This is a genomic window from Amycolatopsis australiensis, from assembly GCF_900119165.1.
Classification (GTDB): Bacteria; Actinomycetota; Actinomycetes; order Mycobacteriales; family Pseudonocardiaceae; genus Amycolatopsis; species Amycolatopsis australiensis.
Map to the genome: position 1 here is coordinate 6,122,902 of NZ_FPJG01000006.1, position 26,711 is coordinate 6,149,612.

At 73.8% G+C, this 26,711-nt stretch carries 33 protein-coding genes; 17 read left to right on the forward strand and 16 right to left on the reverse strand.

What is annotated here, in order from left to right; genetic code table 11:
- Positions 1–29 precede the first annotated feature (29 nt).
- From BT341_RS47415 to BT341_RS29885, 3 genes are all read left to right on the forward strand, one after another.
- Positions 30–152, forward strand: a complete 123-nt coding sequence (locus tag BT341_RS47415; protein ID WP_281256014.1) for a hypothetical protein — start codon at positions 30–32, stop codon at positions 150–152.
- 218 nt (positions 153–370) lie between these two features.
- The gene (locus BT341_RS29880) at positions 371–3,499 is read left to right on the forward strand and encodes a family 43 glycosylhydrolase (RefSeq protein WP_072479446.1); all 3,129 of its coding nucleotides are present in this window, start codon (positions 371–373) and stop codon (positions 3,497–3,499) included.
- Between the two features lie 169 nt (positions 3,500–3,668).
- Positions 3,669–4,013, forward strand: coding sequence for a hypothetical protein (locus BT341_RS29885; protein ID WP_072479447.1), 345 nt, complete (start codon positions 3,669–3,671; stop codon positions 4,011–4,013).
- A 95-nt stretch (positions 4,014–4,108) separates the two neighbouring features.
- Here BT341_RS29885 and BT341_RS29890 read toward each other — a convergent pair whose 3' ends face one another.
- From BT341_RS29890 to BT341_RS29910, 5 genes are all read right to left on the reverse strand, one after another.
- The gene (locus BT341_RS29890) at positions 4,109–5,065 is read right to left on the reverse strand and encodes a hypothetical protein (protein ID WP_072479448.1); all 957 of its coding nucleotides are present in this window, start codon (positions 5,063–5,065) and stop codon (positions 4,109–4,111) included.
- Entirely contained in the window at positions 5,052–7,226 is a 2,175-nt protein-coding gene (locus BT341_RS29895; RefSeq protein ID WP_072479449.1) for a xanthine dehydrogenase family protein molybdopterin-binding subunit, read from the reverse strand. The genes BT341_RS29890 and BT341_RS29895 overlap by 14 nt, the downstream gene beginning before the upstream one ends.
- Positions 7,223–8,221 carry an FAD binding domain-containing protein gene (locus tag BT341_RS29900; RefSeq protein ID WP_072479450.1) on the reverse strand — a complete coding sequence of 333 codons (999 nt, stop codon included), beginning with the start codon at positions 8,219–8,221 and terminating at the stop codon, positions 7,223–7,225. The genes BT341_RS29895 and BT341_RS29900 overlap by 4 nt, the downstream gene beginning before the upstream one ends.
- The gene (locus BT341_RS29905; RefSeq protein ID WP_072479451.1) at positions 8,221–8,700 is read right to left on the reverse strand and encodes a (2Fe-2S)-binding protein; all 480 of its coding nucleotides are present in this window, start codon (positions 8,698–8,700) and stop codon (positions 8,221–8,223) included. Before BT341_RS29905 ends, BT341_RS29900 begins: the two co-directional genes overlap by 1 nt.
- 64 nt (positions 8,701–8,764) lie before the next feature.
- Positions 8,765–9,646 (reverse strand): AraC family transcriptional regulator, encoded by an 882-nt coding sequence (locus tag BT341_RS29910; protein WP_084743030.1) that lies wholly within the window; start codon positions 9,644–9,646, stop codon positions 8,765–8,767.
- 39 nt (positions 9,647–9,685) lie between these two features.
- On the opposite strand from BT341_RS29910, the gene BT341_RS29915 reads away from it, so the two are divergent.
- Genes BT341_RS29915 through BT341_RS29925 form a run of 3 tightly spaced genes read left to right on the forward strand, consistent with a single transcriptional unit; the run spans position 9,686 to position 11,498 of the window.
- Entirely contained in the window at positions 9,686–10,579 is an 894-nt protein-coding gene (locus BT341_RS29915; protein WP_072479452.1) for a helix-turn-helix domain-containing protein, read from the forward strand.
- Between the two features lie 59 nt (positions 10,580–10,638).
- Positions 10,639–11,076 (forward strand): SRPBCC family protein, encoded by a 438-nt coding sequence (locus BT341_RS29920; RefSeq protein WP_072479453.1) that lies wholly within the window; start codon positions 10,639–10,641, stop codon positions 11,074–11,076.
- A complete protein-coding gene (locus tag BT341_RS29925) occupies positions 11,073–11,498 on the forward strand; it encodes an RNA polymerase sigma factor (RefSeq protein WP_072479454.1) in 426 nt (141 codons plus the stop codon). The genes BT341_RS29920 and BT341_RS29925 overlap by 4 nt, the downstream gene beginning before the upstream one ends.
- 44 nt (positions 11,499–11,542) lie before the next feature.
- Here BT341_RS29925 and BT341_RS47420 read toward each other — a convergent pair whose 3' ends face one another.
- From BT341_RS47420 to BT341_RS29935, 3 genes are read right to left on the reverse strand one after another with little or no spacing between them, the layout of a single operon-like run.
- Entirely contained in the window at positions 11,543–11,848 is a 306-nt protein-coding gene (locus BT341_RS47420; protein ID WP_281256015.1) for a nitroreductase family protein, read from the reverse strand.
- On the reverse strand, positions 11,845–12,246 hold the full coding sequence (locus BT341_RS47425; protein ID WP_281256016.1) for a nitroreductase family protein: 402 nt from the start codon (positions 12,244–12,246) through the stop codon (positions 11,845–11,847). Before BT341_RS47425 ends, BT341_RS47420 begins: the two co-directional genes overlap by 4 nt.
- Positions 12,243–12,752 carry a DUF4863 family protein gene (locus BT341_RS29935; RefSeq protein ID WP_072479455.1) on the reverse strand — a complete coding sequence of 170 codons (510 nt, stop codon included), beginning with the start codon at positions 12,750–12,752 and terminating at the stop codon, positions 12,243–12,245. Before BT341_RS29935 ends, BT341_RS47425 begins: the two co-directional genes overlap by 4 nt.
- Before the next feature lie 107 nt (positions 12,753–12,859).
- Between BT341_RS29935 and BT341_RS29940 the strand changes: the two genes are divergently transcribed.
- Both BT341_RS29940 and BT341_RS29945 read left to right on the forward strand, forming a co-directional pair.
- Complete coding sequence (locus BT341_RS29940) at positions 12,860–13,474, forward strand: TetR/AcrR family transcriptional regulator (protein WP_072479456.1); 615 nt, start codon at positions 12,860–12,862, stop codon at positions 13,472–13,474.
- A gap of 46 nt (positions 13,475–13,520) precedes the next feature.
- A complete protein-coding gene (locus BT341_RS29945) occupies positions 13,521–14,381 on the forward strand; it encodes a S1 family peptidase (protein ID WP_245805151.1) in 861 nt (286 codons plus the stop codon).
- Positions 14,382–14,389: 8 nt separating this feature from the next.
- On the opposite strand, the gene BT341_RS29950 is transcribed toward BT341_RS29945, so the two are convergent.
- A complete protein-coding gene (locus BT341_RS29950; protein WP_072479457.1) occupies positions 14,390–14,569 on the reverse strand; it encodes a hypothetical protein in 180 nt (59 codons plus the stop codon).
- Between the two features lie 193 nt (positions 14,570–14,762).
- Positions 14,763–15,035: a hypothetical protein gene (locus tag BT341_RS29955; protein WP_072479458.1), complete on the reverse strand. Its 273-nt coding sequence runs from the start codon at positions 15,033–15,035 to the stop codon at positions 14,763–14,765.
- Positions 15,036–15,160: 125 nt separating this feature from the next.
- On the opposite strand from BT341_RS29955, the gene BT341_RS29960 reads away from it, so the two are divergent.
- Both BT341_RS29960 and BT341_RS29965 read left to right on the forward strand, forming a co-directional pair.
- Positions 15,161–15,469 (forward strand): MerR family transcriptional regulator, encoded by a 309-nt coding sequence (locus tag BT341_RS29960; protein WP_072482255.1) that lies wholly within the window; start codon positions 15,161–15,163, stop codon positions 15,467–15,469.
- Positions 15,470–15,922: 453 nt separating this feature from the next.
- Entirely contained in the window at positions 15,923–16,345 is a 423-nt protein-coding gene (locus BT341_RS29965) for a MarR family transcriptional regulator (protein WP_072482256.1), read from the forward strand.
- Positions 16,346–16,354: 9 nt separating this feature from the next.
- Here the strand turns inward: BT341_RS29965 and BT341_RS29970 are convergent, their stop codons facing one another.
- A complete protein-coding gene (locus BT341_RS29970; RefSeq protein WP_072479459.1) occupies positions 16,355–16,735 on the reverse strand; it encodes an ATP-binding protein in 381 nt (126 codons plus the stop codon).
- Positions 16,736–16,929: 194 nt separating this feature from the next.
- Here BT341_RS29970 and BT341_RS29975 point away from each other — a divergent pair, with 194 nt between their 5' ends.
- Positions 16,930–17,181: a hypothetical protein gene (locus tag BT341_RS29975; RefSeq protein WP_072479460.1), complete on the forward strand. Its 252-nt coding sequence runs from the start codon at positions 16,930–16,932 to the stop codon at positions 17,179–17,181.
- Positions 17,182–17,247: 66 nt separating this feature from the next.
- Here the strand turns inward: BT341_RS29975 and BT341_RS29980 are convergent, their stop codons facing one another.
- Complete coding sequence (locus tag BT341_RS29980) at positions 17,248–18,117, reverse strand: TIGR03619 family F420-dependent LLM class oxidoreductase (RefSeq protein WP_177328921.1); 870 nt, start codon at positions 18,115–18,117, stop codon at positions 17,248–17,250.
- Between the two features lie 96 nt (positions 18,118–18,213).
- Here BT341_RS29980 and BT341_RS29985 point away from each other — a divergent pair, with 96 nt between their 5' ends.
- From BT341_RS29985 to BT341_RS30000, 4 genes are all read left to right on the forward strand, one after another.
- Positions 18,214–18,660: a hypothetical protein gene (locus BT341_RS29985; protein WP_072479462.1), complete on the forward strand. Its 447-nt coding sequence runs from the start codon at positions 18,214–18,216 to the stop codon at positions 18,658–18,660.
- Positions 18,661–18,790: 130 nt separating this feature from the next.
- A complete protein-coding gene (locus BT341_RS29990) occupies positions 18,791–19,990 on the forward strand; it encodes a sialidase family protein (RefSeq protein ID WP_143168674.1) in 1,200 nt (399 codons plus the stop codon).
- Between the two features lie 73 nt (positions 19,991–20,063).
- Positions 20,064–22,055: an NAD-dependent DNA ligase LigA gene (gene ligA / locus BT341_RS29995; protein WP_072479463.1), complete on the forward strand. Its 1,992-nt coding sequence runs from the start codon at positions 20,064–20,066 to the stop codon at positions 22,053–22,055.
- A 57-nt stretch (positions 22,056–22,112) separates the two neighbouring features.
- Positions 22,113–22,505, forward strand: coding sequence for a hypothetical protein (locus tag BT341_RS30000; RefSeq protein WP_072479464.1), 393 nt, complete (start codon positions 22,113–22,115; stop codon positions 22,503–22,505).
- A 44-nt stretch (positions 22,506–22,549) separates the two neighbouring features.
- On the opposite strand, the gene BT341_RS30005 is transcribed toward BT341_RS30000, so the two are convergent.
- From BT341_RS30005 to BT341_RS30010, 3 genes are read right to left on the reverse strand one after another with little or no spacing between them, the layout of a single operon-like run.
- Complete coding sequence (locus BT341_RS30005; protein ID WP_072479465.1) at positions 22,550–22,792, reverse strand: acyl carrier protein; 243 nt, start codon at positions 22,790–22,792, stop codon at positions 22,550–22,552.
- A 25-nt stretch (positions 22,793–22,817) separates the two neighbouring features.
- Positions 22,818–22,958, reverse strand: a complete 141-nt coding sequence (locus BT341_RS45545; RefSeq protein ID WP_177328922.1) for a hypothetical protein — start codon at positions 22,956–22,958, stop codon at positions 22,818–22,820.
- Between the two features lie 42 nt (positions 22,959–23,000).
- Entirely contained in the window at positions 23,001–23,846 is an 846-nt protein-coding gene (locus tag BT341_RS30010) for a phytanoyl-CoA dioxygenase family protein (protein ID WP_072479466.1), read from the reverse strand.
- 83 nt (positions 23,847–23,929) lie between these two features.
- Between BT341_RS30010 and BT341_RS30015 the strand changes: the two genes are divergently transcribed.
- Entirely contained in the window at positions 23,930–24,925 is a 996-nt protein-coding gene (locus tag BT341_RS30015) for a LacI family DNA-binding transcriptional regulator (RefSeq protein ID WP_072479467.1), read from the forward strand.
- Between the two features lies 1 nt (position 24,926).
- On the opposite strand, the gene BT341_RS30020 is transcribed toward BT341_RS30015, so the two are convergent.
- On the reverse strand, positions 24,927–25,376 hold the full coding sequence (locus BT341_RS30020) for a hypothetical protein (protein ID WP_072479468.1): 450 nt from the start codon (positions 25,374–25,376) through the stop codon (positions 24,927–24,929).
- A 133-nt stretch (positions 25,377–25,509) separates the two neighbouring features.
- Here BT341_RS30020 and BT341_RS30025 point away from each other — a divergent pair, with 133 nt between their 5' ends.
- Positions 25,510–26,691: a sensor histidine kinase gene (locus tag BT341_RS30025; RefSeq protein WP_072479469.1), complete on the forward strand. Its 1,182-nt coding sequence runs from the start codon at positions 25,510–25,512 to the stop codon at positions 26,689–26,691.
- Positions 26,692–26,711 lie beyond the last annotated feature (20 nt).

The window sequence follows — 26,711 nt, forward strand, 5'->3', positions numbered from 1 at the left end:
CGCACATTTCCCGTCCACCGGAGAGCACCATGACCAACGACTCAGGAGCATGGCACGCGAAACTGCAGCGCGAACAGGAAGCCATCCAGCGGAAGCGGGCGCAGCGCGCCGCCCGCACCCCGGCAGGCGCCACCGCCGCCACACCCCGCTGACCCTCGATCCGTCCACTTCGGACACTTCTGCCGCGGTGCCCCGGCCGGGACGCCGCGGCAGAGTCTTTTGCCGGCAGGCGCGGCCTCGCCGGCGCGCACCGGAACCCGGGCAGCCTCTTGACCCACGGACACAGCGGACTTTAAGGTCAGCGTGCTCCACTTGATGTTAACGCTAACATCACCCGTGGTCCCGACGCGCCCCGAAGGAACCGGCAACGATGAAGTTGTTCTCCCCGCGCCGTTTCGGCGTCGTGCTGGCCGTCGCGGCCGCACTCGTCCCCCTCGGCACCGCCGGTGCCGGGGCCGCGCCGCCGTCCGGCACCGTCCGGGCCGCCGCGAGCGCGCTGTCCGTGCCGAACGTCGACGACGTCCGCGGCAACCTCACCCTCCCCGCCGACGGCCCCGGCGGCACGCGCGTCAGCTGGACGTCGTCCGCTCCCGCCGTGCTCACGCCGACCGGCGAGGTGACCCGGCCGCCGGCCGGCGCGCAGCCGGCCGAAGTCGTCCTGACCGCGAAGGTGAGCCTCGGCCGCGAAAGCACCACGCGGCGGTTCACCGCCACCGTCGTCCCGAAGCCCGTCCAGCAACCACTCGCCGGCTACAGCTTCTTCTACTTCACCGGCGAAGGCAGCTCCGACGGCGAGCAGATCTACTCGGCGCTGAGCAAGGGCAACGACCCGCTGAACTGGACCGAGCTCAACCAGGGGCGCCCGGTGCTCAAGTCCAGCCTCGGCGAGCTGGGCGTGCGCGACCCGTTCATCCTGCGCTCGCCCGACGGCGACAAGTTCTACCTGCTCGCCACCGACCTGCGCATCCACGGCGGCCGCGGCTGGGACGCCGAGCAGCGCACCGGCAGCCGGTCGATCATGGTCTGGGAGTCGGCCGACCTGGCGCACTGGTCACGGCAGCGCAGCGTCCAGGTGGCACCGCCGGCCGCGGGCAACACCTGGGCGCCGGAGGCCTTCTGGGACGCCAAGCGCGGCACCTACGTCGTGTACTGGGCGTCGAAGCTCTACGCCGAGAGCGATCCCGGCCACACCGGCGACAGCTACAACCGCATGCTGTACGCGACCACGCGCGACTTCGTCACCTTCAGCGCGCCGCAGGTCTGGATCGACCCCGGCTACTCGGTGATCGACTCCACGGTCATCAAGAACCAGGACACGTTCTACCGCTTCACGAAGGACGAGCGGAACAACACCTCCTCGACGCCGTGCAGCAAGTTCGTCACCGAGGAGAAGGCCACCGACCTGCTCGACCCGCACTACGCCTTCGTCGCCGACTGCATCGGCAAGGCGACGGCGACCGGCCCGGGCCTCTCCGCCGGCGAAGGGCCGACCGGGTTCAAGTCCAACACCGAGAACAAGTGGTACCTGTTCATCGACGAGTTCGGCGGCCGCGGTTACGTGCCGTTCGAAACCACCGACCTGGACTCCGGCAAGTGGACGATGTCGGCCGGGGCGCACCTGCCCGCGTCGCCCCGCCACGGCACGGTCCTGCCGGTGACTCAGGCGGAGATGGACCGGCTGAGCGCGCCACCGGCACCCGTGCGGGCGGACGAAAACGGTCTCGTCGCCCACTGGCCGCTGGACGCGAAGTCCGGCCGGGTCGCGGCCGACACCACCGGTCACGGCTACGACGGCGCCCTCGCCGGCGACGTCTCCTGGGCCGACGGCTCACTGACCTTCGGCGGCAGCAACGGGCACGTCCAGCTGCCGGGCAACCTGCTGACCGGCGCGGCCGCGGCGACCGTGTCCGCCGACGTCCTCGTCGATCCGGGCCAGCAGACGCCGTACTTCCTGTGGGGCCTCGGCAACACCGCGCGGGACGGGACCGGCGACGGCTACCTGTTCACCACCGGCGGCACCACGAGCGGCGGGTTCCGGGGCGCCATCGCCACCGGCAACTGGACCACCGAACAGGCGGCCGGAGCCGGCGGGCTCCCGCGCGGGGTCTGGAAGAACGTGACGCTGACGGTCGGCAACGGCGTCGAAGTGCTCTACCTCGACGGCGTCGAGGTCGGCCGGAACGCGAACGCCACGATCAAGCCGGCGGACCTCGGCGGCGGCGTCACGGCGGCGAACTACCTCGGCCGGTCGGTGTACGCGGGCGACCGGTTCTTCCGCGGCAGGATGAAGGACGTCCGGCTGTACGACCGGGCCCTGGCCGGGCCCGAAGTCGCGGCCCTGCCACCGAACGGCACCATGATCCGGTCGGTGGAGCTGGCGTCGCTCAAGGCGCCCGCCGTCATCGACCCGGGGGCCGGGACGGTCGTGCTGCCGGTCCGGCCGGGCACCGACCTGCACCGGCTGTCGCCGGAGTTCGGGCTGGCGCCGGGCGCGACGATCAAGCCGGACGCCCCGGCGGTGGACCTGACCCGGCCGCGGCGGTTCACGGTCACCGGGGCGGGCGGCGAGCGTCGCGTGTGGACGGTCGAGGCGCACGAGCTGCGCAGCCCGGTCCTGCCGGGCTACAACGCCGACCCGAACATCGTCGCGTTCGGTGACACGTACTACCTGTACCCGACCACGGACGGGTTCGACGGCTGGAGCGGCACGAAGTTCTCGGCGTGGTCGTCCGAGGACCTCGTGCACTGGACGAACCGCGGCGTCATCCTCGACCTCGGGCCGGACGTCGGCTGGGCGGACAAGAACGCCTGGGCGCCGACGATCGCCGAGCGCAACGGCAGGTACTACTTCTACTTCTGCGCCGAAGCGAAGATCGGCGTCGCCGTGAGCGACTCGCCGACCGGCCCGTTCGCCGACTCCGGCAAGCCGCTGATCGCGAAGAACCCCGACGGCGGCCAGGCGATCGACCCGGCGGTGTTCGTCGACCACACCGGGCAGCCGTACCTGTACTGGGGCAACGGAAACGCCTACGTGGTCCCGCTGAACGACGACATGGTCTCCTTCGACCCGGTGAAGATCACCCGCCTGACCGGGCTGGACGGCTTCCGCGAAGGCCTGTTCATGGTGGAACGGGCTGGCACCTACTACCTGAGCTGGTCGATCGACGACACCCGCAGCGAGGACTACCGCGTCGGCTACGCGACGGCGCCCGGCCCCGCCGGGCCGTTCACCAACCGCGGCCTGCTCCTGAGCAAGGACGCGCACCTGGGCGTCCTCGGCACCGGGCACAGCTCGATGCTGCAGGTCCCGGGCACGGACGACTGGTACCTGGCCTACCACCGCTTCGGCATCCCGGGCGGCGACGGCACCCACCGCGAGACGACGATCGACAAGCTGACCTTCCGCCGCGACGGCACGATCGAGCCGGTGAAGCCGACACTGGAAAGCGTGCGGCCGGAGCGGATCCCGCAGTGCTTCGGGAGGGTCCGCTACAGCTGAACCCGGTGGTCCCGGCGGCGGTACTCGGGCACCGCCGCCGGCGCGGAAGGCAGCCCGTCACTCGACCCGGTGAGACGGAGATCACGGCAAGCGGCGTTTACCCTGTTCGGGTGCGGGTAAACGTCCGCCGTTCAGGTTGCTTTCAGCTGCTTCCGCCAGGAGTCGTTTGATGACCAGCGTCCTGACCGACGGCCTCGAGAACTCCCGCCCGGTCCCCCGGCCGCGGCGCCGTCCGGTCGCCCACGACGCCCTCGCCGAGCTCGCCCGCCTCGCCGCGCTGGCGGAGCTCGCCAAGAGCTCCTCGCCCTCGCTCATGCACCACGCGATCCTGGCCGGTGCCGGCCCCGCGGCCGTGGCCGCCGCCGCGAAGATCGACGTCGCCGAAGCGCACGTCCGCTGGCACGAATGGGCGGACACCGCGGTCGCGCTCGACGAGTACCTGCGCGTGCACGCCGCGTTCGCCGAAGCCGTCATCGCCCGCCACGAAGCCCTCGAGGACGAACTGTGCCCGTGAACACCGGAGAAACGACGCTGGCCGATCTGGCCGCCCTCGGCGACGCGGCCACGGAGCTGCTGGAGCAGATCAGCGAGCAGCTGGCGACCGCGGCCTCACGGCGCTGACGCCGGCCAGCGGCGCCAGACCGCGACGTGCAGGATCACCGCCAGGCTGAGCGCGTTCAACGTCGTGTGCGTCGCCCACCCGGTCACCAGCCGGTCCGGCACCGCCGCCCAGCGCGCCACCCGCGGCAACGCCCACGACAGTGCCGTCGTCAGCAGCGCCACCAGCACCAGGACCAGGCCGCGGCCCGGCAGCGGGTCGAGCCGGGTCGCCGGCCACGCTTCGAACAGCATCGCCACCACCAGCACCGACGCGATGACCGCGCCCGCGACCGGCGCGAGCCGGTCCGGCGGCAGCAGCCCGGACGTGGCCGCGGCGCAGGCGAGGACTGCGGCGTGCGCCGTCACCAGGCGGACCCCGCGACGCCGGATCCGCGCGAACGGCCGGCCGCGCAGGGCCACGAACCAGACCAGCTGCCAGGCACCCAGCACCGCGAACCAGGCACCGTAGTCCTCGGCCGGCACCGCGCCCGTCCCGACCAGGCCCGCGTACAGCGCCCACCCCACGACCCAGCACAGCGCCACGGCGGCCGCACCCGGCCAGCGCGTGCCGCGGCCCCGCACCGGCCACCCCTCGCCGACCAGGGTCACCTGCAGCAGCAGCGTGAAGATGCCCGCGGCCAGCGGCACCGACGCCGTGCCGGTCAAGGTCCGGCCCAGCAGCGTCAGCCCGGCTCCGCCCGCCGCCACGAGCGCGGTGTCCGCCAGGCCGGACCAGGCGCCGCGCAACAGCGTGCCCGGCCAGTCGTCCCACCAGAACGCGATCATCGCGACGAGCGGCAGCGTGAACGTCACCGGCGGCCCGAGCACCTCCAGCGTGCGCGCCGGGCCGCCCGCGCCCGCCGCGAGCAGCGCGGTCACCGGCAGCACGAACACCAGGCCGAGCAGGCCGCGCCGGGGCTGGGCCGCCGCCGGGCGGTCGTCCGGCCGCGGCCTAGAGGAGATCATCGAGGCGGATCGGCAGCCGGTGGTGGCGCCGTCCGGTGGCGTGGTGGACGGCGTTGGCCACCGCCGCCGCGACCCCGACCATCGCGACCTCGCCGAGCCCCTTCACCCCGACCGGGTTCAGCTTCAGGTCGGGTTCGTCCACGAAGCCGACGTCGATGCGGTGGACGTCGGCGTTGACCATGATCGGGTACTCCTCGAGCGTCGCGTTGAGGAAGCCGCCGAACCGGGCGTCGGCCAGGCTTTCCTCGCGCAACGCCCCGCCGATGCCCCACACCACGCCGCCGCGCACCTGGCTCGCCGCGGTGACCGGGCTGGCCACCCGGCCGCAGTCGACGACGCTCACCACGCGCGGCACGCGGATGCGGCACGTCGTCGGCTCGACGCGGACCTCGACGAAGTGGGCGGCCCAGCTGAAGGTGCTGAATGCGGGGTACACCGGGCCGGCGATGGCCAGGTGCCCGGCTTTCGACCGGTCGACCGTCTCGGGCGCCTGCCCGGCGCCGACCGTGGCGACCTCGGCCTCCACCGGGTGCCCGGCGCGTTCGACGGCCGCGGCCACGTCGACGTCACCGGTGTCCGCGGCGTTCAGGTGCTTGCGCAGCTCCCGCAGGCCGGCGTGGACGGCGGGCAGCGCGGTCGCCGTGCCCCACGAGCCCGCCGTCAGGTGCTGCGGCGCGAACCGCGTGTCGCCGACGCGGACCTCGACGTCGCCCACCTGGATGCCGAGGTCGTTCGCGACGAGCAGGGCGATCGCGCTGCGGATGCCCTGGCCCATCTCGTGACCGTCGACGCCGACGGTCACGCGGCCGTTCGCGGTGGCGGTCAGGTGTGCGACGGCGGGCGCGGCGTGGCCGGGGTAGTTGCCCGCGGCGACGCCCCAGCCGATCAGCGAGCCGTCGGCGGCGCGCATCGAGCCGGGCTGCGGGTGCCGGCCGGCCCACCCGAACCGCTCCGCGCCGCGGCGGAGGCATTCGGCGAGGAACCGCGTCGAGAACGGCCGCCCGGTCACCGGGTCGGTCATCGTGTCGTTGGCCAGCCGCAGCGCGACCGGGTCCTGGCCGGTGGCGTACGCCAGCTCATCGACCGCCGACTCGAACGCGAACATCGCCGAGCTCTCGAACGGCGCCCGCATGTACCCGGGCGTCTGCACGTCGGTCCGCACCAGGCGGTGCCGGCCGCGGAAGGCTTCGAAGCCGTACAGCCGCGACGTGACCTCGGTGTGCATCGCCGGGAACAGGTCGTGGCGGGAGGTCTGCTGGTCGACCTCGTGGACGGCGGCGCGGATCCGGCCGGACTCGTCCGCGCCGAGGCGGACGCGGTGACGGGTGGCCGGGCGGAAGCTCCCGTTGTGGAAGGTCTGTGCCCGGGCCAGCACGAGCTTGACCGGCCGCCCGAGCCGTCGCGAAACCAGCGCCAGCGGCGCCAGGTGCGGCTGGAGCGAGTTCTTCTGCCCGAAGCCGCCGCCGACGTAGGGCGAGCGGACCTCGATGTCCGCGGCGTCGAGGCCGAGCTGCTGGGCGAGCCCGTGGCGGACGGCGGCCGCGTTCTGGGTGCCCTCGTGCACGATGAGCGTGCCGTCCCGCCACTCGACGACGCCGCCGTTCAGCTCCATCGGCACCGCGTGCTGCGCGGCGTGCTCGTAGGTGCGCTCGATCCGCACCGGGCTCGCGTCGATCACCGCGTCGGCGTCACCGACCTTGATGTCCGCGAGGAAGGGCAGCGGGATCGCCTCTTCCTGGACCAGCGTGGCCGCGCCCTCGGCGTCCAGGTGCACGGCGAACGGCTCGGGCGCGTACTCCGCGGTGACCAGCTCCGCCGCTTCCGTCGCGGCGACCAGGGTGTCCGCCACGACCAGGGCGATCGGCTGACCGCGGTAGGCGATGTGGTCGTCGAGCAGCGGCTGCAGGCTCTGGAAGGAGAACCCGCCGCCCATGATGAACCCGGGCCCGCGCAGCTCGGCGGCGTCGAAGCGGGTCACGACGAGCAGGACGCCCGGCACGGCTTCCGCGGCGGCGGTGTCCACTCGCGACACCCGGCCGCGGCCGGTCCTGGCGAGGGCGAGGGTCGCGTAGGCGAGGCCGTCGGGAACGCGGTCGGTGCCGTAGCGGGCCTGGCCGGTGACCTTCTCGTAGGCGTCCACCCGGCGGGGGTCGGCGGTCATCGGGTGGCTCTCTCCCCGGCCATCCGCACGGCGTCGGCGACCGTGCGGATGCCCAACTCGACCCGGAATCCGTTGTGGGTGCCCGGGCGCGCGCCGGCGAAGGCGATTTCACCGGCGTGGCGGGCGTTCTCGGGGGTCAGGGGTGCGCCGCGCAGCGCACGTTCGGCGGCTCCGGCGCGCCACGGCCGCGTGGCGACGCCGCCGAGCGCGATCCGGCAGTCCCCGACCACGCCGTCGGCCAGCGTCACCGCGGCCGCGGCCGACGCGAGCGCGAAGGCGTAGGACTCGCGGTCGCGGATCTTCAGGTACACCGACCCGCGGCCGGCGGGGGTCACCGGCACGCGGATGCGCACGATCAGCTCGTCGGCGGCCAGGGTGTGCTCGCGCGTGGGGTCGTCGCCCGGCTCGACGTGGAGTTCGTCCAGGGGCACGGTGCGTTCGCCGCGCGGCCCGGCGACGTCGACCACGGCGTCGAACGCGAGCAGTGCGACCGCCCAGTCGCCCGGGTAGGTCGCGATGCAGGTGCCGCTGGTGCCCAGCAGCGCGTGGGTCCGGTCGTGGCCGCCGAGCGCGGCGCACCCGCTGCCGGGTTCGCGCTTGTTGCACGGGAATTCCGGGCCGCCGCGGAAGTAGCCGCAGCGGGTGCGCTGCAGCAGGTTGCCGCCGACGGTGGCCATGTTGCGCAGCTGCTGCGACGCGGCCCGCCACAGTGACTCGGCCAGTGCGGGGTACTGGTCGCGGACGACCGGGTGGGCGGCGAGGTCGGCCATCCGGGCGCCGGCCCCGAAGACCAGTTCGTCCGGCCCGGCTTCGATGGTGTTCAGCTCGGGCAGCCGGTGCACGTCGATGACGGCGGGTGGCGTCTCGACGCCGAGTTTCATCAGGTCGTAGAGCGTCGTGCCGCCGGCGAGGACCTTCGTGCCGGGGACGGCGTCGCGCAGGGCGTCGATCGCGGCGGCGAGGCTGTCGGGCGCGACGTAGGCGAACGGCCGCATCAGGCTTCCCTTCCCGCGGCCTGCCGGACGGCGGCGACGATCCCGGCGTAGGCACCGCAGCGGCAGAGGTTGCCGCTGAGGTACTCGCGGATCTCGTCGTCGCTGCCGGTGTGGCCTTCGGCGATGCAGGCGAGGCCGGACATGATCTGGCCCGGCGTGCAGTAGCCGCACTGCAGGGCGTCGTGGTCGACGAACGCCCGCTGCAACGGGTGCAGTGAGCCGTCCGGGCCGGCGACGCCCTCGATGGTGGTGACGTCCTGGCCCGCGGCCTGCACGGCGGGCGTCAGGCAGGACACCACGCGCCGCCCGGCGAGGTGCACCGTGCAGGCGCCGCAGTGGCCCTGGTCGCAGCCCTTCTTGGTGCCGGTCAGGCCGAGCCGCTCGCGCAGCACGTCGAGCAGCGACTCCCGCGGGTCGAGCGCGAGCCGGACGGGCCGTCCGTTGACGGTGGCTTCGACGATGTTTTCCGAAGTGGACACACCGGCGACGCTAGCTCCCGCGCGGGTGCGGGCGCCTTCCCGTGATTGCTGCCGGGACGCCGTTTTATTGCTGGGGCCGCACCGCGGCCCGGTAGGCCGAAGGTGAGAGGCCGAGCTGCGCCCGGAACGCCGACGCGAACCGTGACGGCGTGGCGAACCCGCAGGCCTGCGCGATCTCGGTGACCGAAAGCTCGCCGCGTTCGAGGTGGCGGCACGCGCGTTCCACCCGGATGCGGGTGAGGAAGCGATACGGCGTCTGGCCGGTCGCCGCCTTGAACACGCGCAGGAAGTGGAAGGAGCTCAGGTCGGCCGCGGCCGCCATGTCGGCCAGTGACAGCGGGAGGTGGTGGTTGTCCCGGATGAACTGCACGGCCCGGCGGGTGCGCAGCTCGTCGCGGCCGGGCACCCGCGGCGGCGGTGCCTCGGCGTGCCGGGTCAGCAGGTGCACCGCGAGGAACGTGGCCGCCGACTCGGCGTACAGCTCGTCGGCCCCGGCGAGGGCCGCCGCGCCGAGGGCGCCGGCCACCGACGCGACCACGGGATCCTCGACGGAAAGGACGTCCGGACGGCCGAGCCCGTCCGCGTCCCGGCCCCACAGGTCGAGCGCCGTGCGGTCGATCAGGGCGCCGGGCAGGTGCACGTGCGTCGTCAAGGTGCGTTCCGGGCCGTGCCAGCGGAGCCGCGCCGGGCGGCCGGGCGCGGTCAGCCCGATCGACCCCGGCCGGTAGTCCGCGCGCCACCAGCGCGTGCCGTGCCGCGACTCCATGGTCGTGGTCCCCCGGCTCACCAGCACGACGGTCTGCTCGGCCAGCGGCGGCAGGTCGAGCTCGGCTTCTTCGGCGTTGTCCAGCAGGCGCACGAGCAGCGCGGACCAGCCGTTGTCCCGGCGGCTGCACAGCCGCACGCGGGCGGCAGGCCCCGGATCGAACGTCAGCGCCTCCGACACCCACCGACCCTAACAGCGCACACCGGTAGCCTCGGGCGCATGGTGTTCGACTCCGCCCGGTTCGATCTGCGGCCGTACACCGGTTTCGCCATGGACACCTACGTCCGGCGGACGTTCTGCAGCTGGGAGAACGCCGGCTGGCGGTCGTTGCTGGTCCAGCGGTTCGAGCACGTCCCGGTGGCCGAGGACCTGGCGCTGCCGTCGGCCGCGGACCTGCACCTGGTGCTGCCGGTCGCCGGACGGGCGGAGCTGGAGACCCGCGACGGCGGCCGCCCGGTCCGCTCCGCCTGGATCCCGGGCCGGCTGCAGCTGGGCATCCCGGACCGGCCGTCGGTGAAGCGCTATCGCGGCGACACGTCGATGCGCAGCGTCCAGGTGCACATCCCGCGCGGCACCGTCGACTCGGTCGCGGCGCGGCTGGGCGGCGGGGCCGTGGACTTCGAGGCCATGACGGCGTCCGTGGCGGCGGGCGGCGACCCGCTGCTCGAGGAGACCGTGCGCGCGGTGGGCTTCCCCGGCGCGGCCGACGACCTCTACGCCGAATCCGCCGCCGCGTTCCTGGCGACGCACCTGCTCGTGCGGCACGGGCGGCTGCGCGGCGGCCGGACGCCGGAGCGGGAAGACGCCCGCGTGCGCGCGGTCGTCGCGAGCATGCGCGAGCGGCTGGCCGAGCCGGTCACGCTGGCGGAACTCGCCGGCGAGGTGCACCTGTCGGTCTACCACCTCGTCCGGGTGTTCCGGGCCGCGACCGGCGAGACACCGCACCGGTTCCTCACCCGGCTGCGGATCGAGCAGGCGAAACGGCTGCTGCGTGACACGGACCTGTCGCTGGAGCGGATCGCGCCCCGCTGCGGCTTCGCCGGCCCGGGTGCCCTTTCGGCCGCGTTCGTCCGCCACACCGGCATCCGCCCTTCGGCCTACCGCAATTCCTGACCGGCACACCGCAATCGCGCGCCTGGGCCCGGCTCGGCGTCCGCCCTAGCGTTGCGGCAATGCAGTCCTACGACGTCACCGCCGAGACGACCGCCGCACCTTCGACCGTGTGGGCGCTGCTGCTCGACGCGCGGACCTGGCCGGCCTGGTCCCCGGTCGACGCGCTGGAGGCCGGGCAGTCGGCCGGCCTGTCCCCCGACGGCCGGGACGGCGTGGGCGCGGTCCGCGCGTTCCGCACCGGGAAGGTCGTCACCAAGGAGCGGATCACGGCGCTGGAACCCGAGCGCCGGTTCGCCTACGAAGGCGCGGAAAACCCGCAGCTCACCGACTACCGGGCGGCGGTCGAGCTGCATGCGCTCCCGGGTGGGGGCACCCGGATCCGGTGGCACGGCACGTTTTCCGCGCGCTGGGGGATGCGCTGGTTCCTGCAGCGGTACCTGCGCCGCTTCATGCAGGGCATGGCGACCGGGCTGGCCGAGTACGCCGCCCGCGGGTGACCTGCATCACCATCGGTGGTGTTCCGGAAGCCCACTCCGCGGCGCGCGGCCATGGCTCCACGGCATCGCGACGAACCTCGTCTCGCGGCACCGGCGGGGGTGGAGGCACGGGGGCCCAAGCCCTGGGCGCGGACCTCGACCTGGCGCTGGCCGCGCTGCGCCCGCGCGAGCGGGACGTCCTGCTGCTTGTCGCCGTCGAAGGACTGGCCTACCAAGAGGTCGCCGAGGCACTGCCCATCCCGGTCGGCACGGTCAAGTCGCGGCTCAACCGCGCCCGCCACCGCGTCCGCGCGCGAGGTGAGGTCTGGTTCTCGGTCGACGGCAAGGCCCCGATCGGCGGCGCCGACGATCCCCGGCCGGAGGGCACTCCGGAGGACTGCCGTCCTGTTCGTCGGCACGGACGGGCAGCGCCATCACGGTGAAGACCTTCGTGGACCAGGCCGGGCAGCGGCCCTGACGCCCGGGCTCACGCCGGGTTCCGGCAGGCCACGTCGTCGTGGAAGGTCGCGAACGACGACACCGGCTCGCGGGTCGTGCGGTGCTCGCTCAGCCGGTGGGTTTCGTCGGCGTGGCCGAGCGCGATCCCGCAGACGATCACGTGGTCGGCCGGCACCGGCACGTGGCGGCGCAGGATCGGGTGGTAGTCGATCAGCGACGACTGCGCGCACGTGTGCAGCCCGGCGCCGCGCGCCGCCAGCATCAGGCCCTGGAGGAACAGGCCCGCGTCCACCAGCGCGCCCTGCAGCGGAAGCCGGCTGACCGTGAGGATCATGCCGACCGGCACGCCGAAGAAGCCGTAGTTGCGGCGGTGGTGGCCGAGGCGGCCGTCGTGTCGTCCGGGTCGATGCCGAGCGCGTCCCGGTAGAGCCCTTCGCCGAACCGGCGCCGGCGCGAGCGGAACGGCTCCGGCCACTCCCGCGCGCCGGGCTGGTAGGCGAACTCGGCCGCCGCGCGGCGGCCTTCGTCGTGCGCGCACAGCAGGTCGGCGCTCAGCGCCCGCTTCGCCGCGCCGGTCAGCACGTGCACCTGCCACGGCCGGCAGTCGGAGTTGCTGGCCGAGCGCGCCGCGAGGGCCAGCAGCCGTTCGACCTGCGCGCGACGCACCGGGTCGGGCCGGAAGGCGCGGCAGCTGCGGCGGGTCAGCAGCGCCTCCTCGACGGTGGTGCTCACTCGGCCGGCGGGGTGATGTCGTAGGAGATGCGGCCGGCGGGCAGGTAGAACAGCGCGATCAGCGCACCGCCCTTGACCTCCGGGTAGTGGTGGCTGCCCGGCCCGGGCGCGGTCCAGCCCGCCCCCCTCCAGCCGCGCGGGCCCATCAGCTTCGCGCCCGGGTCCAGCGGCACCACGAGGTTCAGCTCGCCGTACGGGTGCTGGTGGTACTGCCCGCGGTACGGCTCGACGCTGTCCATCCAGACGGCGGTGATGCTGAAGTAGTTGAGCACGTCACGGGGCTCGGCGATGCGGCTGCGGCGGTACTTCGGCCCGTCGACCTCGACGTTGGCCGCCCAGCCCGCGCGGACTCCCTCGGTGATCATGCGCGCCAGGTCGTCGTACAGGGGGCTGCCGGGCCCGTGGTTTTCGTTGAGCCAGGTCTCCAGCTCGCCGCCAGCGGTCCGGTTCTTGACGTCTTCGAGGAACGGGATGCTGCGGTCGATCAGGTCCTGGGCGGTGGTCATCGTGGGCTCCTTCCGTGCGTGGCTCGAACGTAAGCCGCAGTTACGTTACAGTCAACTATTGTAACTTAACGATGCTGCGTCGTAACGTATCGGCTAGGCTCTGCCCCATGCCGCCGCCGAACGAGGAGTCCGGGTCGCGCCCCGGTGGCCGTCCGCGGGACGCCGCCCTCGACGAGGCGATCATCCTGGCCACGCGCGAGCGGCTCGTCCGCGACGGCTACTCGCTCATGACCATCGGCGACATCGCGGCCGACGCCAAGGTCAGCCGCCCGACGCTGTACCGGCGGTGGCGCACGAAGTTCGACCTCGTCGTCGACGCGCTGGACTACGGGTTCCGCAGGCAGCGGGACTCCTACACCGTGGACCTGAGCAGCATGGCGCCGCGCGAAGCGTTCACCGAAGCGGTGCGCCGGCTGGATCCCGCGTACTTCAACCCGGACGCCATGGTGCTCATGGGCAACTTCGCCGGCGAGGCGATCCGCACGCCGGAGCTGCTCGGGATCCTGCGCGCGCACGCCGTCGAGCCGCGCGTCACGCTGGTCGAGAACGTGCTGGCACAACTGCAGGACAGCGGCGCAGTGCGGGACGGCATCGACCGCCACACCATCGCGACGATGTGCTTCGGCAGCTATTTCGCCGCCTTCTACCGCGGGGAGAACCGGGACGAGATTCCCGAAGCGGTCGTTTCGGTGCTGTGGCCGGCGATCGCCGCGCGGGATTGATCACGTTCGCGCAACCAACCGGCGCGCTCATCCGTGCTTCAGTGATGTGAGGACGACTTCGGATCGACGGCGGCGGTTCCGCGCGCGGGCGCTGACGGTCGCGGTGCTGGTGGGGGCCGGTGGCGCGTTCGCCCACACGACGCTCGGCGCGCCGGCCGCCGGGCCCGCGCCGGCCCTGTCCCCCGGGCACCGCCTGCCCGACACGAGCGCGCTGGGCCGCAGCCCGGCGCCGCCACCGCCGGCCCCGGCCCCGATCCTGCCGTTCAACGCGAAGCTGACCTCGCGGGACATTCCCGTGCCGGGCGGCGGCGTCCGCGCCGGCGCCTGCAGCGGCGCGCTGGTCGCGCCGCAGTGGGTCGTCACGGCCGGGCACTGCTTCCACGACCTCCAGGACGCCCGCGTCGGCGGCCGGCCGCGGTACACGATGACCGTGACGGTCGGGAAGCTCAAGGACAGCGATCCCGGCGGGCACACGGCCGCGGTCGTGGACGTCCGCCAGTCACCGGTCAACGACCTGGCGGTCGTGAAGCTCAGCGCGCCGGTGGACGGCGTCACGCCGGTGACGCTGTCCTCGGCGCCGCCGTCGGTCGGCGAGCAGCTGCAGTTCGCGGGCTGGGGTTCGCACTCGGCGACAGTGCTCGGGCCGTCGGATCACCTCAAGCGCGGGCGGTTCCGGGTCTCGGGCATCGGGGAGTCCACTTTGGAGGCACTGCCGGTCGGCACGCGCACGGTGGACAACGGCCCGTGCCCGGAGGACTCGGGCGGCCCGTTCTTCGTCTCGGCCGACGACCGCACGGCCACGCTCGTCGCGATCGTCAACACCGGGCCGCCGTGCCCGCAGCCGGGCCCGGAGACGATCGCCAGGATCGACGTCGTGGCGGGGTGGATCCGCGAGCAGACCGGCTGACCCGACGCTCAGGGCCAGGGTTCGTCGTCGCCGAGCACCGGGGCTTCGCGGCGCTGGTCGGCGACGTCGGCGGGATCGGCGTCGGCGGGAGCTTCGGCGATGTCCGGCTCGAGGACGTCGTCACGTCCGGGACGCGCCGGGCGCTGCTGGTCCGCCACGTCGTTGGCGGGCTTGAACTCGTCGAGCACGGGACTCCTCCTCGCGTGGCCGGAAAACCGTGGTCGGCATCGGGGTGGGCACTGTGTCGTGCGACGGCACCGGGTGCGGGCTGCCGCGGAGGTACGCCGGGAGGCGCGGGGCCGGGACGTCTCGTCTCACCGGCCGTGGACAGGGCAGGCAGCGCACGCCGACAGCTCTCGGCTGCCCGGTGCCGTCACCGCATCACCTCTTTCCTCGTTCGCCGCCGGTCACGAACCGCGGTTCCGGAGGAGAGCGCTCCCGCCGTGGGCATCGCACCGGCAGCGTCAGGACACGCCACGGCGCCGGGTCGCGGCCGGCGGCCGGGTGGGGCGCGTCCGGGGTGCGCGGGACCGGCGACGGCCGGAGCGGCGGCTCGAAGTTCGCGGCCACGATCGCGTCGAACTCCGCCCGGACCCACGCGGGGTCGGCCAGCACCAGCTCCGCGAACCCGTCGTTCGCCGAACGGACGGTCATCGTCGATCACTCCCCGGATCGTCTCGCGATGTCACCAGGTCATGTCCTGCGCTTCACTATTTCTATAGCACCGGCTGCAGGTTGTTTCAAGTGCCTGTCCGACATAATGTGAAGCCGTGGCGGACATGAGCAAACTGGACGACGACGACTACCCCACTTACACCACCGGCCAGGTCGCGGCCGTGCTCGGCGTCCAGGAAGCGTTCCTGCGCAGCCTCGACACGGCGGGCCTGGTCTCCCCGCACCGCTCCGGCGGCGGCCACCGCCGCTACACCCGCCGCCAGCTCGGCCTGGTGGTGCGCGTGCGCGAGCACCTGGACCACGGCCACACGCTCGCCGCCGCCGCGCGGATCATCGGCCTGGAGGACGAGCTGACCGCGGCGCACGCGGAGATCGCCGAGCTGCGCGCCGAGGTCGCCCGGCTCAGCGGATGACCCGGGCCGGTCGAAGCCCTGCGGACGTGCTGACCGCGGCACACGCGGGAGACCGCCGAGCTCGGCGCCGAGGTCCCCTCGGCTCAGCGGATGACCAGGCCGATCGAGACCCGCGGGCCCCGGCCTGGGCGCCGAGGTCGCCCGGCTCAGCGGATGACCAGGCCGGTCGAGACCTCGCGGACAGGCTGACCGCGCCACACGCGCGAGACCCGAGCTAGGCGCCCCAGTCCCCCGGCTCAGCGGATGACCGGGCTGGGCCTGCCGCCTTGGCCGCCGAAGGCCGCCCGGCGCGCGGACCGGCCGGCGCGCGCCACCTGGCCACCGTCGACCGCGCGCACGCCCGCCCGGTCCCGGCGAGTCGCGCGAGCCGTGCTGCCGGCCGGGCAGGGGGATGCCACAGTGGAGCCCGTGGATCGATCCCGCGAGCAGCCCGCCCCCGACGGGGCGGCGGCCGTGGCGAGCCTCGCCGAGCTGTTCGAGGCCGTGCTCGAAAGCGTGCGGGACGTGTCACCGCGGCCGCTTTCGGTGTCGCAGCTGCGGGCCGTGGTCGCGCTCGACCGCCACGACGGGGTCAACCTGCGGGAACTCGCCGAGCAGCTCGACTCGACGCCGCCGCTGGTCAGCCGGCTCTGCGACCGGCTGGAGGCCGTGGGGTTCCTCGAGCGCCTGCCCAGCGCGCGCAGCCGGCGGGAGCTCACGCTGCGCCTGTCCGACCGCGGCCGCGCCTACCTGCGTGACCTGCGGGCCCGGCGCCGGGAACGCGTCCAGACGCTGCTGGCGAAGATGAGCCCGGCCGGCCGGGCCGCGCTCAGCGCCGGCCTGCGGGAGTACCGGGACCTCGCCGACGCCGACGGTGACCCGCCCGGAACGCGGTGAGCCGGCGCGTCACGAGGCGAACGGGACCTCCGCCCACACCGTCTTGCCGCCGTCGGGCCGGTGGAAGTGCCCGCGCCGGCCGGCGCACGCCGCCACCAGCGTGAGCCCGGTCCCGGTCGGCGCGACGTCGGGGGCGACCGGGTCGAACCACGCCGACCCACCGGAGTCCTCCACCCCGATCCACACCGCCGCGTCGGCGCGGACCAGCAGCGCCCGCAGCGGCCCGGCCGCGTGCCGGACCGCGTTGGCCGCCAGCTCGCCCGCGATCAGCACGACGTCCGCGACGACCTCGGCCGGGACGTCGCCGCCGGCCAGCCGCTCGCGCACCCACGACCGCACGAGCCCCACCTGCGCCGGCTCGGCGTCGAACTCGAAACTTCCCCGCGTCACCTTCGGTACCTCCCCCGGACGGCCCGGGAACAGGATTTCCCAACCGGGGCCGTGATCACACCCGCAGTAGCACGAATGGACGCATCCCGGCTGCCACTGGCCGGGTAGTCCCCGCAGATCGGCCGCCGGTGTTGTTACACATTGCCTCCGGCGCGCGACACCACTGTGGAACGTAGCCACGGAAAGCGGGGTCGATGACGGGCGAACGGCAGGTGCGGCTGCAGCTGGGCACCCGTGCGGTCTCGGTCCCCGCCGGGCACGGCCACGAGATACTCGAGTACGCCGGCGTGACGGTCGAGCGCGTGGAGGACGGGGAACCCGTCGACCGGACCTGGGTGCCGGTCGGGTCGTGCCCCACCTACGCCGACGACGAGGCGCTCATCCAGGCCTGGCACGAGGCGCTGCGGTGGAGCGACGGGCGCGTGACGCGCCACGACCCCACGTAACGCAGGACGGCCGGTCCCGGCTCGCCCGTTTGCGGTTTCCGCGCACTTCCGGCCGGGTCTTCGCGATCATCCGGCCGCTCCGGCGCGGCGGGTCAGGCCGAACCGGTCCGCGAAGGCCGCCAGCTCGTCGCGCCGGGCCGCCGGGTCCGCGCTCGACGGGCTGACCACGACCCGGTCCACGCCCTCCGCCGCGAGGCGTCCGGCGTCCGCTTCGGACATCGCGATCGAGCCCCACCGGGTGTACTGCAGGGCTTCCGGGTCCCGGCCCGCTTCACTCGCGGCCGTCCGGGCGAGGTCGAGCTGCCGTCGGCGCTCGTCCGGGGTCAGCAGGCCGCCGGGGAAATAGCCGTCCCCGCGCCGCCCGGCCCGGCGCGCCGCGGCCGGGCTCGCCCCGCCGACGTGGATCGGCAGCCGGCCGGAGGGCTTCGGGAAGCTGCACACGTCGTCGAAGGCGAAGAACTCCCCAGCGTGGCTCACGCCGTCCGCGCCGCCGGCAAAGAGCAGCCGCAGGACGTCGATCGCCTCGTCGGCCCGCCTGCCCCGGCTGCCGAAGGCGACCCCGGCCGCCGCGGCCTCGCCGGGCAGCGCCCCGACGCCGACGGTCAGCAGCCGCAGGCGCCCGCCGGAGAGCAGGTCGACCGTCGCGAGCCGCTTGGCGAGCAGCACCGGGTGGTGGTACGGCAGCAGCAGGACGCCGGTGCCGAGCAGCAGCCGCCGCGTCCCGGCGGCGACGAAGCTCAGGCAGTCGAGCGGGTCGCCGTAGGGCAGCGCCGGGTCCAGCTCCATCGCCCCGATCTTCGCCCCGGGGTACAGCGCGACGTGCTCCGGCAGGTACAGCGACTCGAAGCCGAGGTCTTCGGCGTCCCGCGCGAAGCGCATGAGCGTGTCAGGGTGCACGCCGAAATGGGGCGTGCTGTAGCTGATTCCGAATTCCACGCGGGCGACGCTAGACATCGACGTCCGCGTCAAGGCAACACGGCGCCGTCGGGAGGTCACCCAATCGTGACAGACCGGCTGGGCCACACTGGGACCATGACCGCGACGCCGACCGAGCTGCTCATCGCCCGCCAGCTGGAGGTCCACGACCACGTGCTGGCGCGCGGCTGGCGGCTCGACGGGGACACCGGTCCCGGCGACGCCGGGTTCCTCGACGACGCCACGGCGGGCTGGTCCTACCCGGCCAGCTTCGGCGGCGCGCGCACCAACACGGTCGCCGACGCCACCCCCGTGCTCCTGCACTGCTACTTCACCTTCGGCGACGAGGGCGACGTGGTCTTCGCGGTCGTCCCGGCGGGCAACCTCCGCGGCAGCGGCTGCCCGGTGCACGACACGCGCGAGCGCCGGTTCCCGCTCACCGAAGCGGGCCGGGTGGACCTGGTCACGCTCACGACGGTGCTGGACGAGCTGGAGCCGCGGGCCCGCGCCCACGACGTCCACGCTCTGGTCGAGTGCCTGTACTTCGGCCCCTGCACCCGCTGACCCGCGCTCGCACCGTCACCGTCCGACCGCACAACGTAGTCCTTGACGCGCGTGCCGCGGCCTCCTTAGGTTGTCGAGACATAGGACGTCAGACATCCCATGTCCTACCTCGACGAGGAGGTCGAACCCGGTGTCCCCGATTCGCAGGTTCAGCACCGTTCTCCTGGCCGCCGCCACGCTCGGGCTGCCGTTCACCCCCGCCGCCACCGCCGCCACTCCCGGCTGCGCTTCCTCCGTGCCGTTCACCTCGGGCGCCGACGGCTACCACACCTTCCGCATCCCCGCGGTGGTCCGCGCCGGCGACGGGGCGCTCGTCGCGTTCGCCGAGGGGCGGCGGGACTCCGCCGGGGACTCCGGAGCCATCCAGACCGTGTCCCGCACCTCCCGCGACGGCGGCTGCACCTGGGGCCCGCTGTCGGTGGTGGACAGCAACGGCGACGCCACCGCCGGCAACCCCACGCCGGTCCTCGCACGGGACGGGTCGCTCGTGCTGCTGACCGTCCACAACGGACCGGTGTCGGAGAAGCAGATCATGACCGGGCAGGTGTCCGATCAGGACAGCCGCCGGGTGTTCGTCCTGCGCAGCCGCGACGACGGGCGCACCTGGAGCGCCGCGCGCGACATCACCGCCGACACGAAGCTGCCGGCCTGGCGGTGGTACGCCACCGGTCCCGGGCACGCGACGCTGCTGCAGCACGGCCCGCACGCGGGCCGGATCGTCGTGCCGGCCAACCACTCCAGCGCCCCGCCCCCCGGCTCGCCCGACGCCGGCACCGAGGCGAAGTACTACGGCGGCCACGACCTGTACAGCGACGACGACGGCCGCACCTGGCACCTCGGCTTCACCGACGACCGCACCGACGGCGTCGTCGCCGCGAACGAGACGACGGCGACCGAACTGCCCGACGGCACCCTCTACTTCTCCAGCCGCAACCAGGGTTCCGCCGCCGAGCACCGCGTCGACGGCTACAGCACCGACGGCGGCGAGACGCTCGTGCGGCCGTACCGGGTGCAGCCGTCGCTGTCCGGGCCGAAGGTCGAGGGCAGCGTGCTGCAGACGACGATCCCCTGGCTGCTGGTGTACTCCGGCCCGGCGGACCCGGCCACGCGCAAGACGATGCAGCTGCGGCTGAGCACCGACCGCGGGCGCACCTGGCGGCCGGGCCCGGTCGCCGCCGCCGGACCGGCGGCCTACTCCGACCTCGTCCAGGCCGGCCCCGGCAGGGTCGGGCTGCTGTACGAGACCGGCACGGCCGGACCCTACGAGACCATCGTGTTCCGGCGGATCCCGCTGGGCAGCCTGGCTTCGGGCGGCCCGGGGAACGGCTGACCGGCACGACGCCACCCGGCCGCGCCGGGCGGAGCGCCGCGATTGTCGGACCCGCCCGGTAACGTCCTGAGGCGTGGAAGCTCGCGAACGCATTCAGGAACTCGCCGACCGCGTCGTCGTCCTCCGCGACGCCTACTACCGGGGCTCGCCGCTGGTGGCGGACGCGGAGTACGACGCGGTCGAAGACGAGCTGCGCGCCCTGATCGAGGCGAACCCGGACCTCGCGCCGGACCCGAACCCGCTCGAGCAGGTCGGCGCGCCCGCGGTGCTGCACGCGCCGATCCGGCACGCGCGGCCCATGCTGTCGCTGGAGAAGGCCACCAAGCCCGAGCAGGTCGAGGCGTTCTTCGCCCGCTTCCCCGGCCAGGCCGTCGTGGTCATGCCGAAGCTTGACGGCCTGTCCCTGTCCGTGGTCTACGAGAACGGCCGCCTGGCCAGGGCCGTCACCCGCGGGGACGGCACGACCGGCGACGACGTCACCGTGCTGGTCAAGGCCCTGACCGACGGGATCCCGGACCGCGTCGGCGCGCCCGGCCGCGTCGAGGTGCGGGGCGAGGCCGTCATGCTGCGCTCCACCTTCGCCGCCTACAACACCGCGCACCCGGACAAGCCGCTGATCAACCCGCGCAACGCCGCCGCCGGCACCCTGCGGGCCAAGGACCCGGCGACCGTCGCCGAGCGGCGGCTGCGGTTCTTCGCCTTCGACCTGGACACCGACCCCGACAGCGCCGAAACCGATCTGGCCGCCGCGCTGGGCACGCTCGGGTTCACCGCCGCCGACATGCGCCGCTGCGCCGGCGCCGCCGAAGCCCAGGCGGTGATCGCCGAGATCGAACGGCAGCGCAACGACCTGGACTACGACCTCGACGGTGCCGTCCTGCGGCTGGCCGACCGCGACGCCTATGCCGCCGCCGGCACGCGGTCGAGCTCGCCGCGCGGAGCGCTCGCCTACAAGTTCGCCGCCGAGGAGAAGACGACCGTGCTGGCCGACGTGGTCTGGGACGTCGGCAAGACCGGCAAGATCGCCCCGGTCGCCTGGCTCGAGCCGGTGTTCGTCGGCGGCACCACCGTCACCCGCGCGACACTGGCCAACCAGGAGGTCATCCGCGCCCGCGGCATCAAGATCGGCGACACGGTCCTGGTGCGCCGCGCCGGTGACGTCATCCCGTTCGTCGCGGGCGTGCTCGACGCGTCCCGGCGCACCGGCGCCGAGCGGGACATCGTCCCGCCGACCACCTGCCCGTCGTGCGGGCAGCCGCTGACCGAGCAGGGCAACAGCCGGGAACTGTTCTGCACCAACGTCTCCTGCCCCGCCCAGACCGTGCGGCGGCTGATCCACTGGGCCTCGCGCGCCGCGGCCGACATCGACGCCATCGGCGGGGTGTGGATCGAACGGCTCGCCGAGTCCGGCGACCTCGAGCACCCGTCGGACTTCTACCGGCTGACGAAGGAGCGGCTGCTGGAGTTCGACCGCATCGGCGAGGTCTCGGCCACGCGCATGATCGAGTCGATCGAGCACAGCAAGTCCGTCGGGCTGCGCCGGGCGCTGATCGGGCTGGCGATCCCGATGGCGTCGGAAGGCACCGCCGCCCGCCTGTGCCGCGCGGGCTTCGGGTCGCTGGAAGAGGTCGCCGGCGCGGGGGTCGACGGGCTCGTCGCCGTCGAGGACATCGGGCCGAAGGTCGCCGCGTCGCTGATCGAGCACCTCACCCGGCTGCGGCCGGAGCTGGAGCGGCTGCGGGAGCGGGGCGTGTCGCTGGACGTCCGCGAGGAAGACCTGCCGCCGGTCGTCGCGGCCGGCGCGCCCCTGGCCGGCAAGACCGTGGTCGTCACCGGCGCGATCAGCGACCCCCGCTCCGGCGAGAAGGTGCCCAGGCCGACCTTCCAGCGGCTCTGCGAGAAGGCCGGCGCGACCATCGCGTCGTCGGTGTCGGCGAGCACGGACCTGCTCATCACCGGCGCCGACGTCGGAGCCGCCAAGCTGACGAAGGCCGAGAAGCACGGCGTCGAGGTCGCCGACCAGAGCGAAATCTGGCCGCGGCTGATCGAAGCCGGGATCGTCTGAACCCGTGGCCCGTGAGATGCTGCGACCGCGCAGCAGGTGCGGAGAGAGGCGGAGCGCGTGACCACCTGGACCGAAGTGATCACCTATGTCCGGACGCGGTACGAGGTCCTGGAGGAGTCCGACGGCTGGCTCCGGTTCCGGCTGGAGGGCCCGGACTCCCGGACGCAGCAGGTCACCGCGCACCACGTGGAAGACCTGCACGGCGGCGCGTGGGTGGAGCTGTCTTCACCGGTCGGCTGGGCCGACAAGATCGACCTGCGGCGCCTGCTGGAGCTGGCCGGCACCTCACCCGTCGGCGGCGCGGCGGTGGTCGACGGGGTGGCGCTGCTCAAGCACACGGTGCCGCTGGAGGACCTGAGCATCCAGCACGAGTTCGAACGCCCGCTGAAGGCGGTCGTCGCCCGGGCCGACGCCCTCGAACACGAGCTGACCAGCTCCGACGAGTTCTAGTCCCGCGTGGGGCGCGGAGCCGGGCTCCGCGCCCCGGCGCGGTCTCAGGAAACCGCCGGGCCCGACTGCGAGCTGCCGGACAGTTCCTTGAGGAATTCGTGGCACTGCTTGGCGCGGGCGGAGTCCTCGTCCATCACGCGCCGGAAGAAGTCGGCGATGTCCTTGCGGCCCGCGTTGTCCGCGTCGCGGACGTACTGGCCGTAGTCGTGCCCGGCCTTCAGCGCGTGGTACTGCACCGAAACCAGGTCGTAGGTCACGTCGTCGAAACCGGTCTCTCCGGTCGCCATGTCCGTTCCTCCCTTCACCGGGACCCTAGAGATGCATCGCGAGCCAGAGCGCCATCCAGGCGAGGCACGCGAGCGCGCCGCCGACTCCGAACGCCAGCAGGACACGTCGCAAGCCCGCGACGACCCCGGCCCGGCCCGACATCTCGGTGATCCCTGCTTCAGCCATGGCCCCCTGATGCCCGGGTCCGCGGCCGACAAACATCGGGATTCACGCCTCCCCCATCACCAGCCCCTCGATCGTGTGCTTCTGGGTGATCGGCCGCAGCGTGTCGACGACCGGGCAGCCCAGGTGGGCGCGCACGGACTCCGGCAGCGACGCCCAGTACTCGCGCGTCACGGCGGCGTCGTGGCGTTCGTCGTTGCCGGCGCCCGGCGCGTCGAGGCCGAGGACCAGCACCGGCCGGGACTTGGCCGAGTGGTTGGCCGTGCCCCGGTGGATCGTCAGCGCCGAGCGGATCGAGATGTCCCCCATCTTGGGGTACTTGCGGACGGCGAGCTCCCGGTAGCGCGGGTAGGCCTCGCGCGGCGGGAACATGCCGTGGTCGAAGGCGCTGCCGTCGTCGAAGTGGGTGCCCGGCGCGATCTCGAACGGCCCCATGTCCGGTTCGGTGTCGACGGCGGTCACGTTGACGGCCAGCGAGTTCAGCCTGCGGTGGCGCGCGGTCTCCTCGGGCATCGGGAAGTCGCGGTGCCACGGCTGGTCGACCGCGCCGGCCAGCGGGACGTCGAACCCGACCTCGACGATCTTGTACTCCGGGCCCAGCACGGCTTCGGCGATCGCGGTGATCCACGGGTGGCCGGCCAGGTCGGCGAACCCGCGCAGCTGCTCGGGGTGGATCTCGACGTAGAACCGGTTCGGCCCGCGGCCGACGGCGCCGCCCGGCCGGGCGCGGGCCTCGGCGAACGCCGTGTCGATGTCTTCGCCGAGCTGCTTGACCCAATCCCGCGAAAACGCCTGGGGCAGGCCGATGATGCCGTCCTGGTACAGGCGGGCGGTCAGCGACTCGGCTTCGGCGGCGCCGAGCGGGGCGGGGGCGGTCCGGTGCACGGTCATTCTCGGCCTCCGAGTGGTCACGACGGCGTGGCGACCTCAGTTTGCAACGTGGCATGCCACGTTGCAAGAGGTACGCTGCGGGCGTGAACCCGAAACTGCGGGATGTGGCCGAGCACGCCGGGGTGTCCGTGCGCACGGTGTCCAACGTGGTCAACGGCTTCCGCTACGTGGCCCCGGCGACCCGCGAGCGGGTGCAGGCGAGCATCGACGCGCTCGGCTACCGGCCCAACCTGGCCGCGCGGACGCTGCGGCGCGGCCGGACCGGTCTCGTGGCGCTGGTCGTCCCGGAAATCGACTCGCCGTACTTCGCCGAGCTGGCCGCGCGGACCGTGCGCATCGCCGGCCGCCGCGGGCTGACCGTCCTCATCGACCAGACGGACGGCGACGCCGAGCGCGAGAAGGAGCTGCTGCACGGCAAGCGCAGCCAGCTGGTCGACGGCGTGCTGTTCAGCCCGTGGGCGGTGGCCCCGGCCGAGCTGACGGCCCGGACCGACACCGTCCCGCTCGTGCTGCTCGGCGAGCACGACGGGACGGGCGGCGTCGACCACGTCGCGATCGACAACGTCGCCGCCGCGCGCGAGGCCACCGGGCACCTGCTGGCGGCCGGCCGGCGGCGCATCGCGGCGCTGGGCATCCAGCCGAAGTCCCTCAACGCGACCGCTCGCCAGCGGCTGGCCGGGTACCGCGAGGCGCTCGCCGCCGCGGGGGTGGCCGCGGACCCGGCGCTCGAGGTGCCGGTCCGGCGCCTGCACCGGGCCGACGGCCACCGCGCGATGCTGCGGCTGCTGGACCGGCCCGAGCCGCCGGACGCGGTGTTCTGCTTCACCGACGAACTGGCACTCGGCGCGCTGCGGGCGGCCGCCGACCGCGGCGTCCCGGTGCCCGCCGGCGTGGCGCTGGTGGGGTTCGACGACATCGAGGACGGCCGGTTCAGCGTCCCGGCGCTCACGACGGTGGCACCGGACAAGGACCGCATCGCCGAGCTGGCCCTCGACCGGCTGGCCCGCCAGGCGGCCGAGCCGGAGCCGCCGCGCTCGATCGTCGCGCCGCACCGGCTGGTGGTGCGCGGGACCAGCTGAGTCAGGTGTCCCGGTTCACCACCCGCAGGATCAGCCACTGGTCGAACCACGCCCCGGCCGTCGTCACCACGAGCATCACCAGGCCGAGGATGAGGTGCGTGTAGCTGTGCAGCGGCGCGGCCCGGTCGGTCAGCTTCGTCAGCCCCACCTGCAGCAGCAGCCGCAGCGTGAAGAGGACGACGACGAGGGTGAGCGCCTGCTTGCTGCGCCACACCGCGCGCAGGTACTTGCGGCGCCGCGCCAGCAGCGTGAACCACAGCACCAGGTGCACCGCCAGGAGCGCGACCGGCAGGAACACCACCCACCGGTACCGGTCGCCGAACTGCAGGCTGAGGTCGTTGCTGGCCACCAGCAGCCCGACGAGCACGAAGTACCAGCCCGGCAGGCCCTCGATCTTCCCGGCCCCGGTTCCGGCCGCTCGCGTGGGAACTGCTCCGCTCGGATCGGTCATGATCCGAGCTTTCCCGGATCGCCGGTGTCCGCGATCGACCTGCGGTACGAGATTGCGCGCCGCGTCTCGTACCCAGGTACGAACTCACCGCGCGAGAGCGGCACCCGGCCGCCGGGTGCGGCACCATCGGCGGATGACCTTCGCAGGCGCGGCACGCATTCCGTGGACCGGCCGCCGGGGGCCGCTGGTCGCCGAAGCCGTCGTTCTGGGCGCGCTCGTCGTGCTCGACACGGTCCTCGCCGCCCGGGCCGGCCCCGGCCGGGGTCAGCTCACGACGATCGCCGTCGAGTTCGCGCCGGGCGTCGGGCCGGTCGTGGCGCTGCTGGCCGTGCTGCGGCGCCGGTTCCCCGCCCACATCGCGGGGCTGGCCACTGCCGTGTCCGGGCTTTCCCTGCTGGGCACGGCGATCGCCGCCGCGCTCGCCGCCGCGGACGCGCGGCTCCCGCCGCAGCCCGGCGCGGCCGAAGCCCTCGCGATCGCGTTGCTGGTCGGGGCCTGCTGCCACCGGCTCCCGCCCCGGACGGCCACGGTCCAGGCCGTCCTCGGGGGCTGCGCGGCCACGCTCGCCCCGATCCTGCGCTACGGCACGGATTCCCCGGCCGCGCTCTACTCGGCCGGCGCCGCGCTGCTCTGGGGCGGCGCGCTCGCCGGCGGCCTGGTCCTGCGCGACGCCGACGTCCGGCACCGCGTCGAGGTGCTCGAACTCCGCTCCGCCGAACGCCTCCGGCTCGCCCGCGAGCTGCACGACCTCGTGGCCCACCAGATCACCGGCATCGTCGTGCGCGTGCAGGCCGCGCACCGCGTCGCCGAGCGCACCGGCGGCGACACCGCGACGTTCGCCGAGCTGGAAGCCGCGGGCACGGCGGCCCTGTCCGCGATGCGCCGGCTGGTCGGTGCCCTGCGCACCGGCGATGAAGACCTCTTCGTGCCGCCGGCCGACCTCGCCGCCGCCGTCGACCGCGCAGTGCCCGACGACGAGCGCGTCCACCTCGACGTCAGCCCGGACCTCGCGAGCCTGGCGGTCGCGCCCGAAGTGGTGACCACCGCGCACCGGCTGCTCACCGAGTCGCTCACCAACGTCCGGCGGCACGCGCCCGACGCCGCCGAAGTCCGGGTGCTCGTCCACCACGAACCGCCCGGCGAGCTCCGCGTCGAAGTGGTCAACGACGGCGCTGCCCGGCCCGCGCGCCGGGGCGGCTACGGCCTGCTCGGGATGGCGGAGCGGGTGGCGGCGGTGGGCGGTACGGTGCAGGCGGGACCGGCGGCGGGCCGGCGCTGGCGCGTGGTCGCGCGGCTGCCGCTCGAGCCGGGCTGACGCGGCAGAGGGGAGCGCGG

Bases quoted from the DNA above. Each gene is read 5' to 3' on its own strand.
- BT341_RS30010 (WP_072479466.1), bottom strand. From the start codon at position 23,846: ATGACCGTGCACCGGACCGCCCCCGCCCCGCTCGGCGCCGCCGAAGCC.
- BT341_RS29900 (WP_072479450.1), bottom strand. From the start codon at position 8,221: ATGCGGCCGTTCGCCTACGTCGCGCCCGACAGCCTCGCCGCCGCGATC.
- BT341_RS29960 (WP_072482255.1), top strand. From the start codon at position 15,161: ATGAGCAAACTGGACGACGACGACTACCCCACTTACACCACCGGCCAG.
- BT341_RS30005 (WP_072479465.1), bottom strand. From the start codon at position 22,792: ATGGCGACCGGAGAGACCGGTTTCGACGACGTGACCTACGACCTGGTT.
- BT341_RS47420 (WP_281256015.1), bottom strand. From the start codon at position 11,848: ATGATCCTCACGGTCAGCCGGCTTCCGCTGCAGGGCGCGCTGGTGGAC.
- BT341_RS29975 (WP_072479460.1), top strand. From the start codon at position 16,930: ATGACGGGCGAACGGCAGGTGCGGCTGCAGCTGGGCACCCGTGCGGTC.
- BT341_RS30020 (WP_072479468.1), bottom strand. From the start codon at position 25,376: ATGACCGATCCGAGCGGAGCAGTTCCCACGCGAGCGGCCGGAACCGGG.
- BT341_RS45545 (WP_177328922.1), bottom strand. From the start codon at position 22,958: ATGGCTGAAGCAGGGATCACCGAGATGTCGGGCCGGGCCGGGGTCGTC.
- BT341_RS47415 (WP_281256014.1), top strand. From the start codon at position 30: ATGACCAACGACTCAGGAGCATGGCACGCGAAACTGCAGCGCGAACAG.
- BT341_RS29895 (WP_072479449.1), bottom strand. From the start codon at position 7,226: ATGACCGCCGACCCCCGCCGGGTGGACGCCTACGAGAAGGTCACCGGC.
- BT341_RS29915 (WP_072479452.1), top strand. From the start codon at position 9,686: ATGGTGTTCGACTCCGCCCGGTTCGATCTGCGGCCGTACACCGGTTTC.
- BT341_RS30025 (WP_072479469.1), top strand. From the start codon at position 25,510: ATGACCTTCGCAGGCGCGGCACGCATTCCGTGGACCGGCCGCCGGGGG.
- BT341_RS29940 (WP_072479456.1), top strand. From the start codon at position 12,860: ATGCCGCCGCCGAACGAGGAGTCCGGGTCGCGCCCCGGTGGCCGTCCG.
- BT341_RS29920 (WP_072479453.1), top strand. From the start codon at position 10,639: ATGCAGTCCTACGACGTCACCGCCGAGACGACCGCCGCACCTTCGACC.
- BT341_RS29885 (WP_072479447.1), top strand. From the start codon at position 3,669: ATGACCAGCGTCCTGACCGACGGCCTCGAGAACTCCCGCCCGGTCCCC.
- BT341_RS29890 (WP_072479448.1), bottom strand. From the start codon at position 5,065: ATGATCTCCTCTAGGCCGCGGCCGGACGACCGCCCGGCGGCGGCCCAG.
- BT341_RS29955 (WP_072479458.1), bottom strand. From the start codon at position 15,035: ATGACCGTCCGTTCGGCGAACGACGGGTTCGCGGAGCTGGTGCTGGCC.
- BT341_RS29985 (WP_072479462.1), top strand. From the start codon at position 18,214: ATGACCGCGACGCCGACCGAGCTGCTCATCGCCCGCCAGCTGGAGGTC.
- BT341_RS29880 (WP_072479446.1), top strand. From the start codon at position 371: ATGAAGTTGTTCTCCCCGCGCCGTTTCGGCGTCGTGCTGGCCGTCGCG.
- BT341_RS29935 (WP_072479455.1), bottom strand. From the start codon at position 12,752: ATGACCACCGCCCAGGACCTGATCGACCGCAGCATCCCGTTCCTCGAA.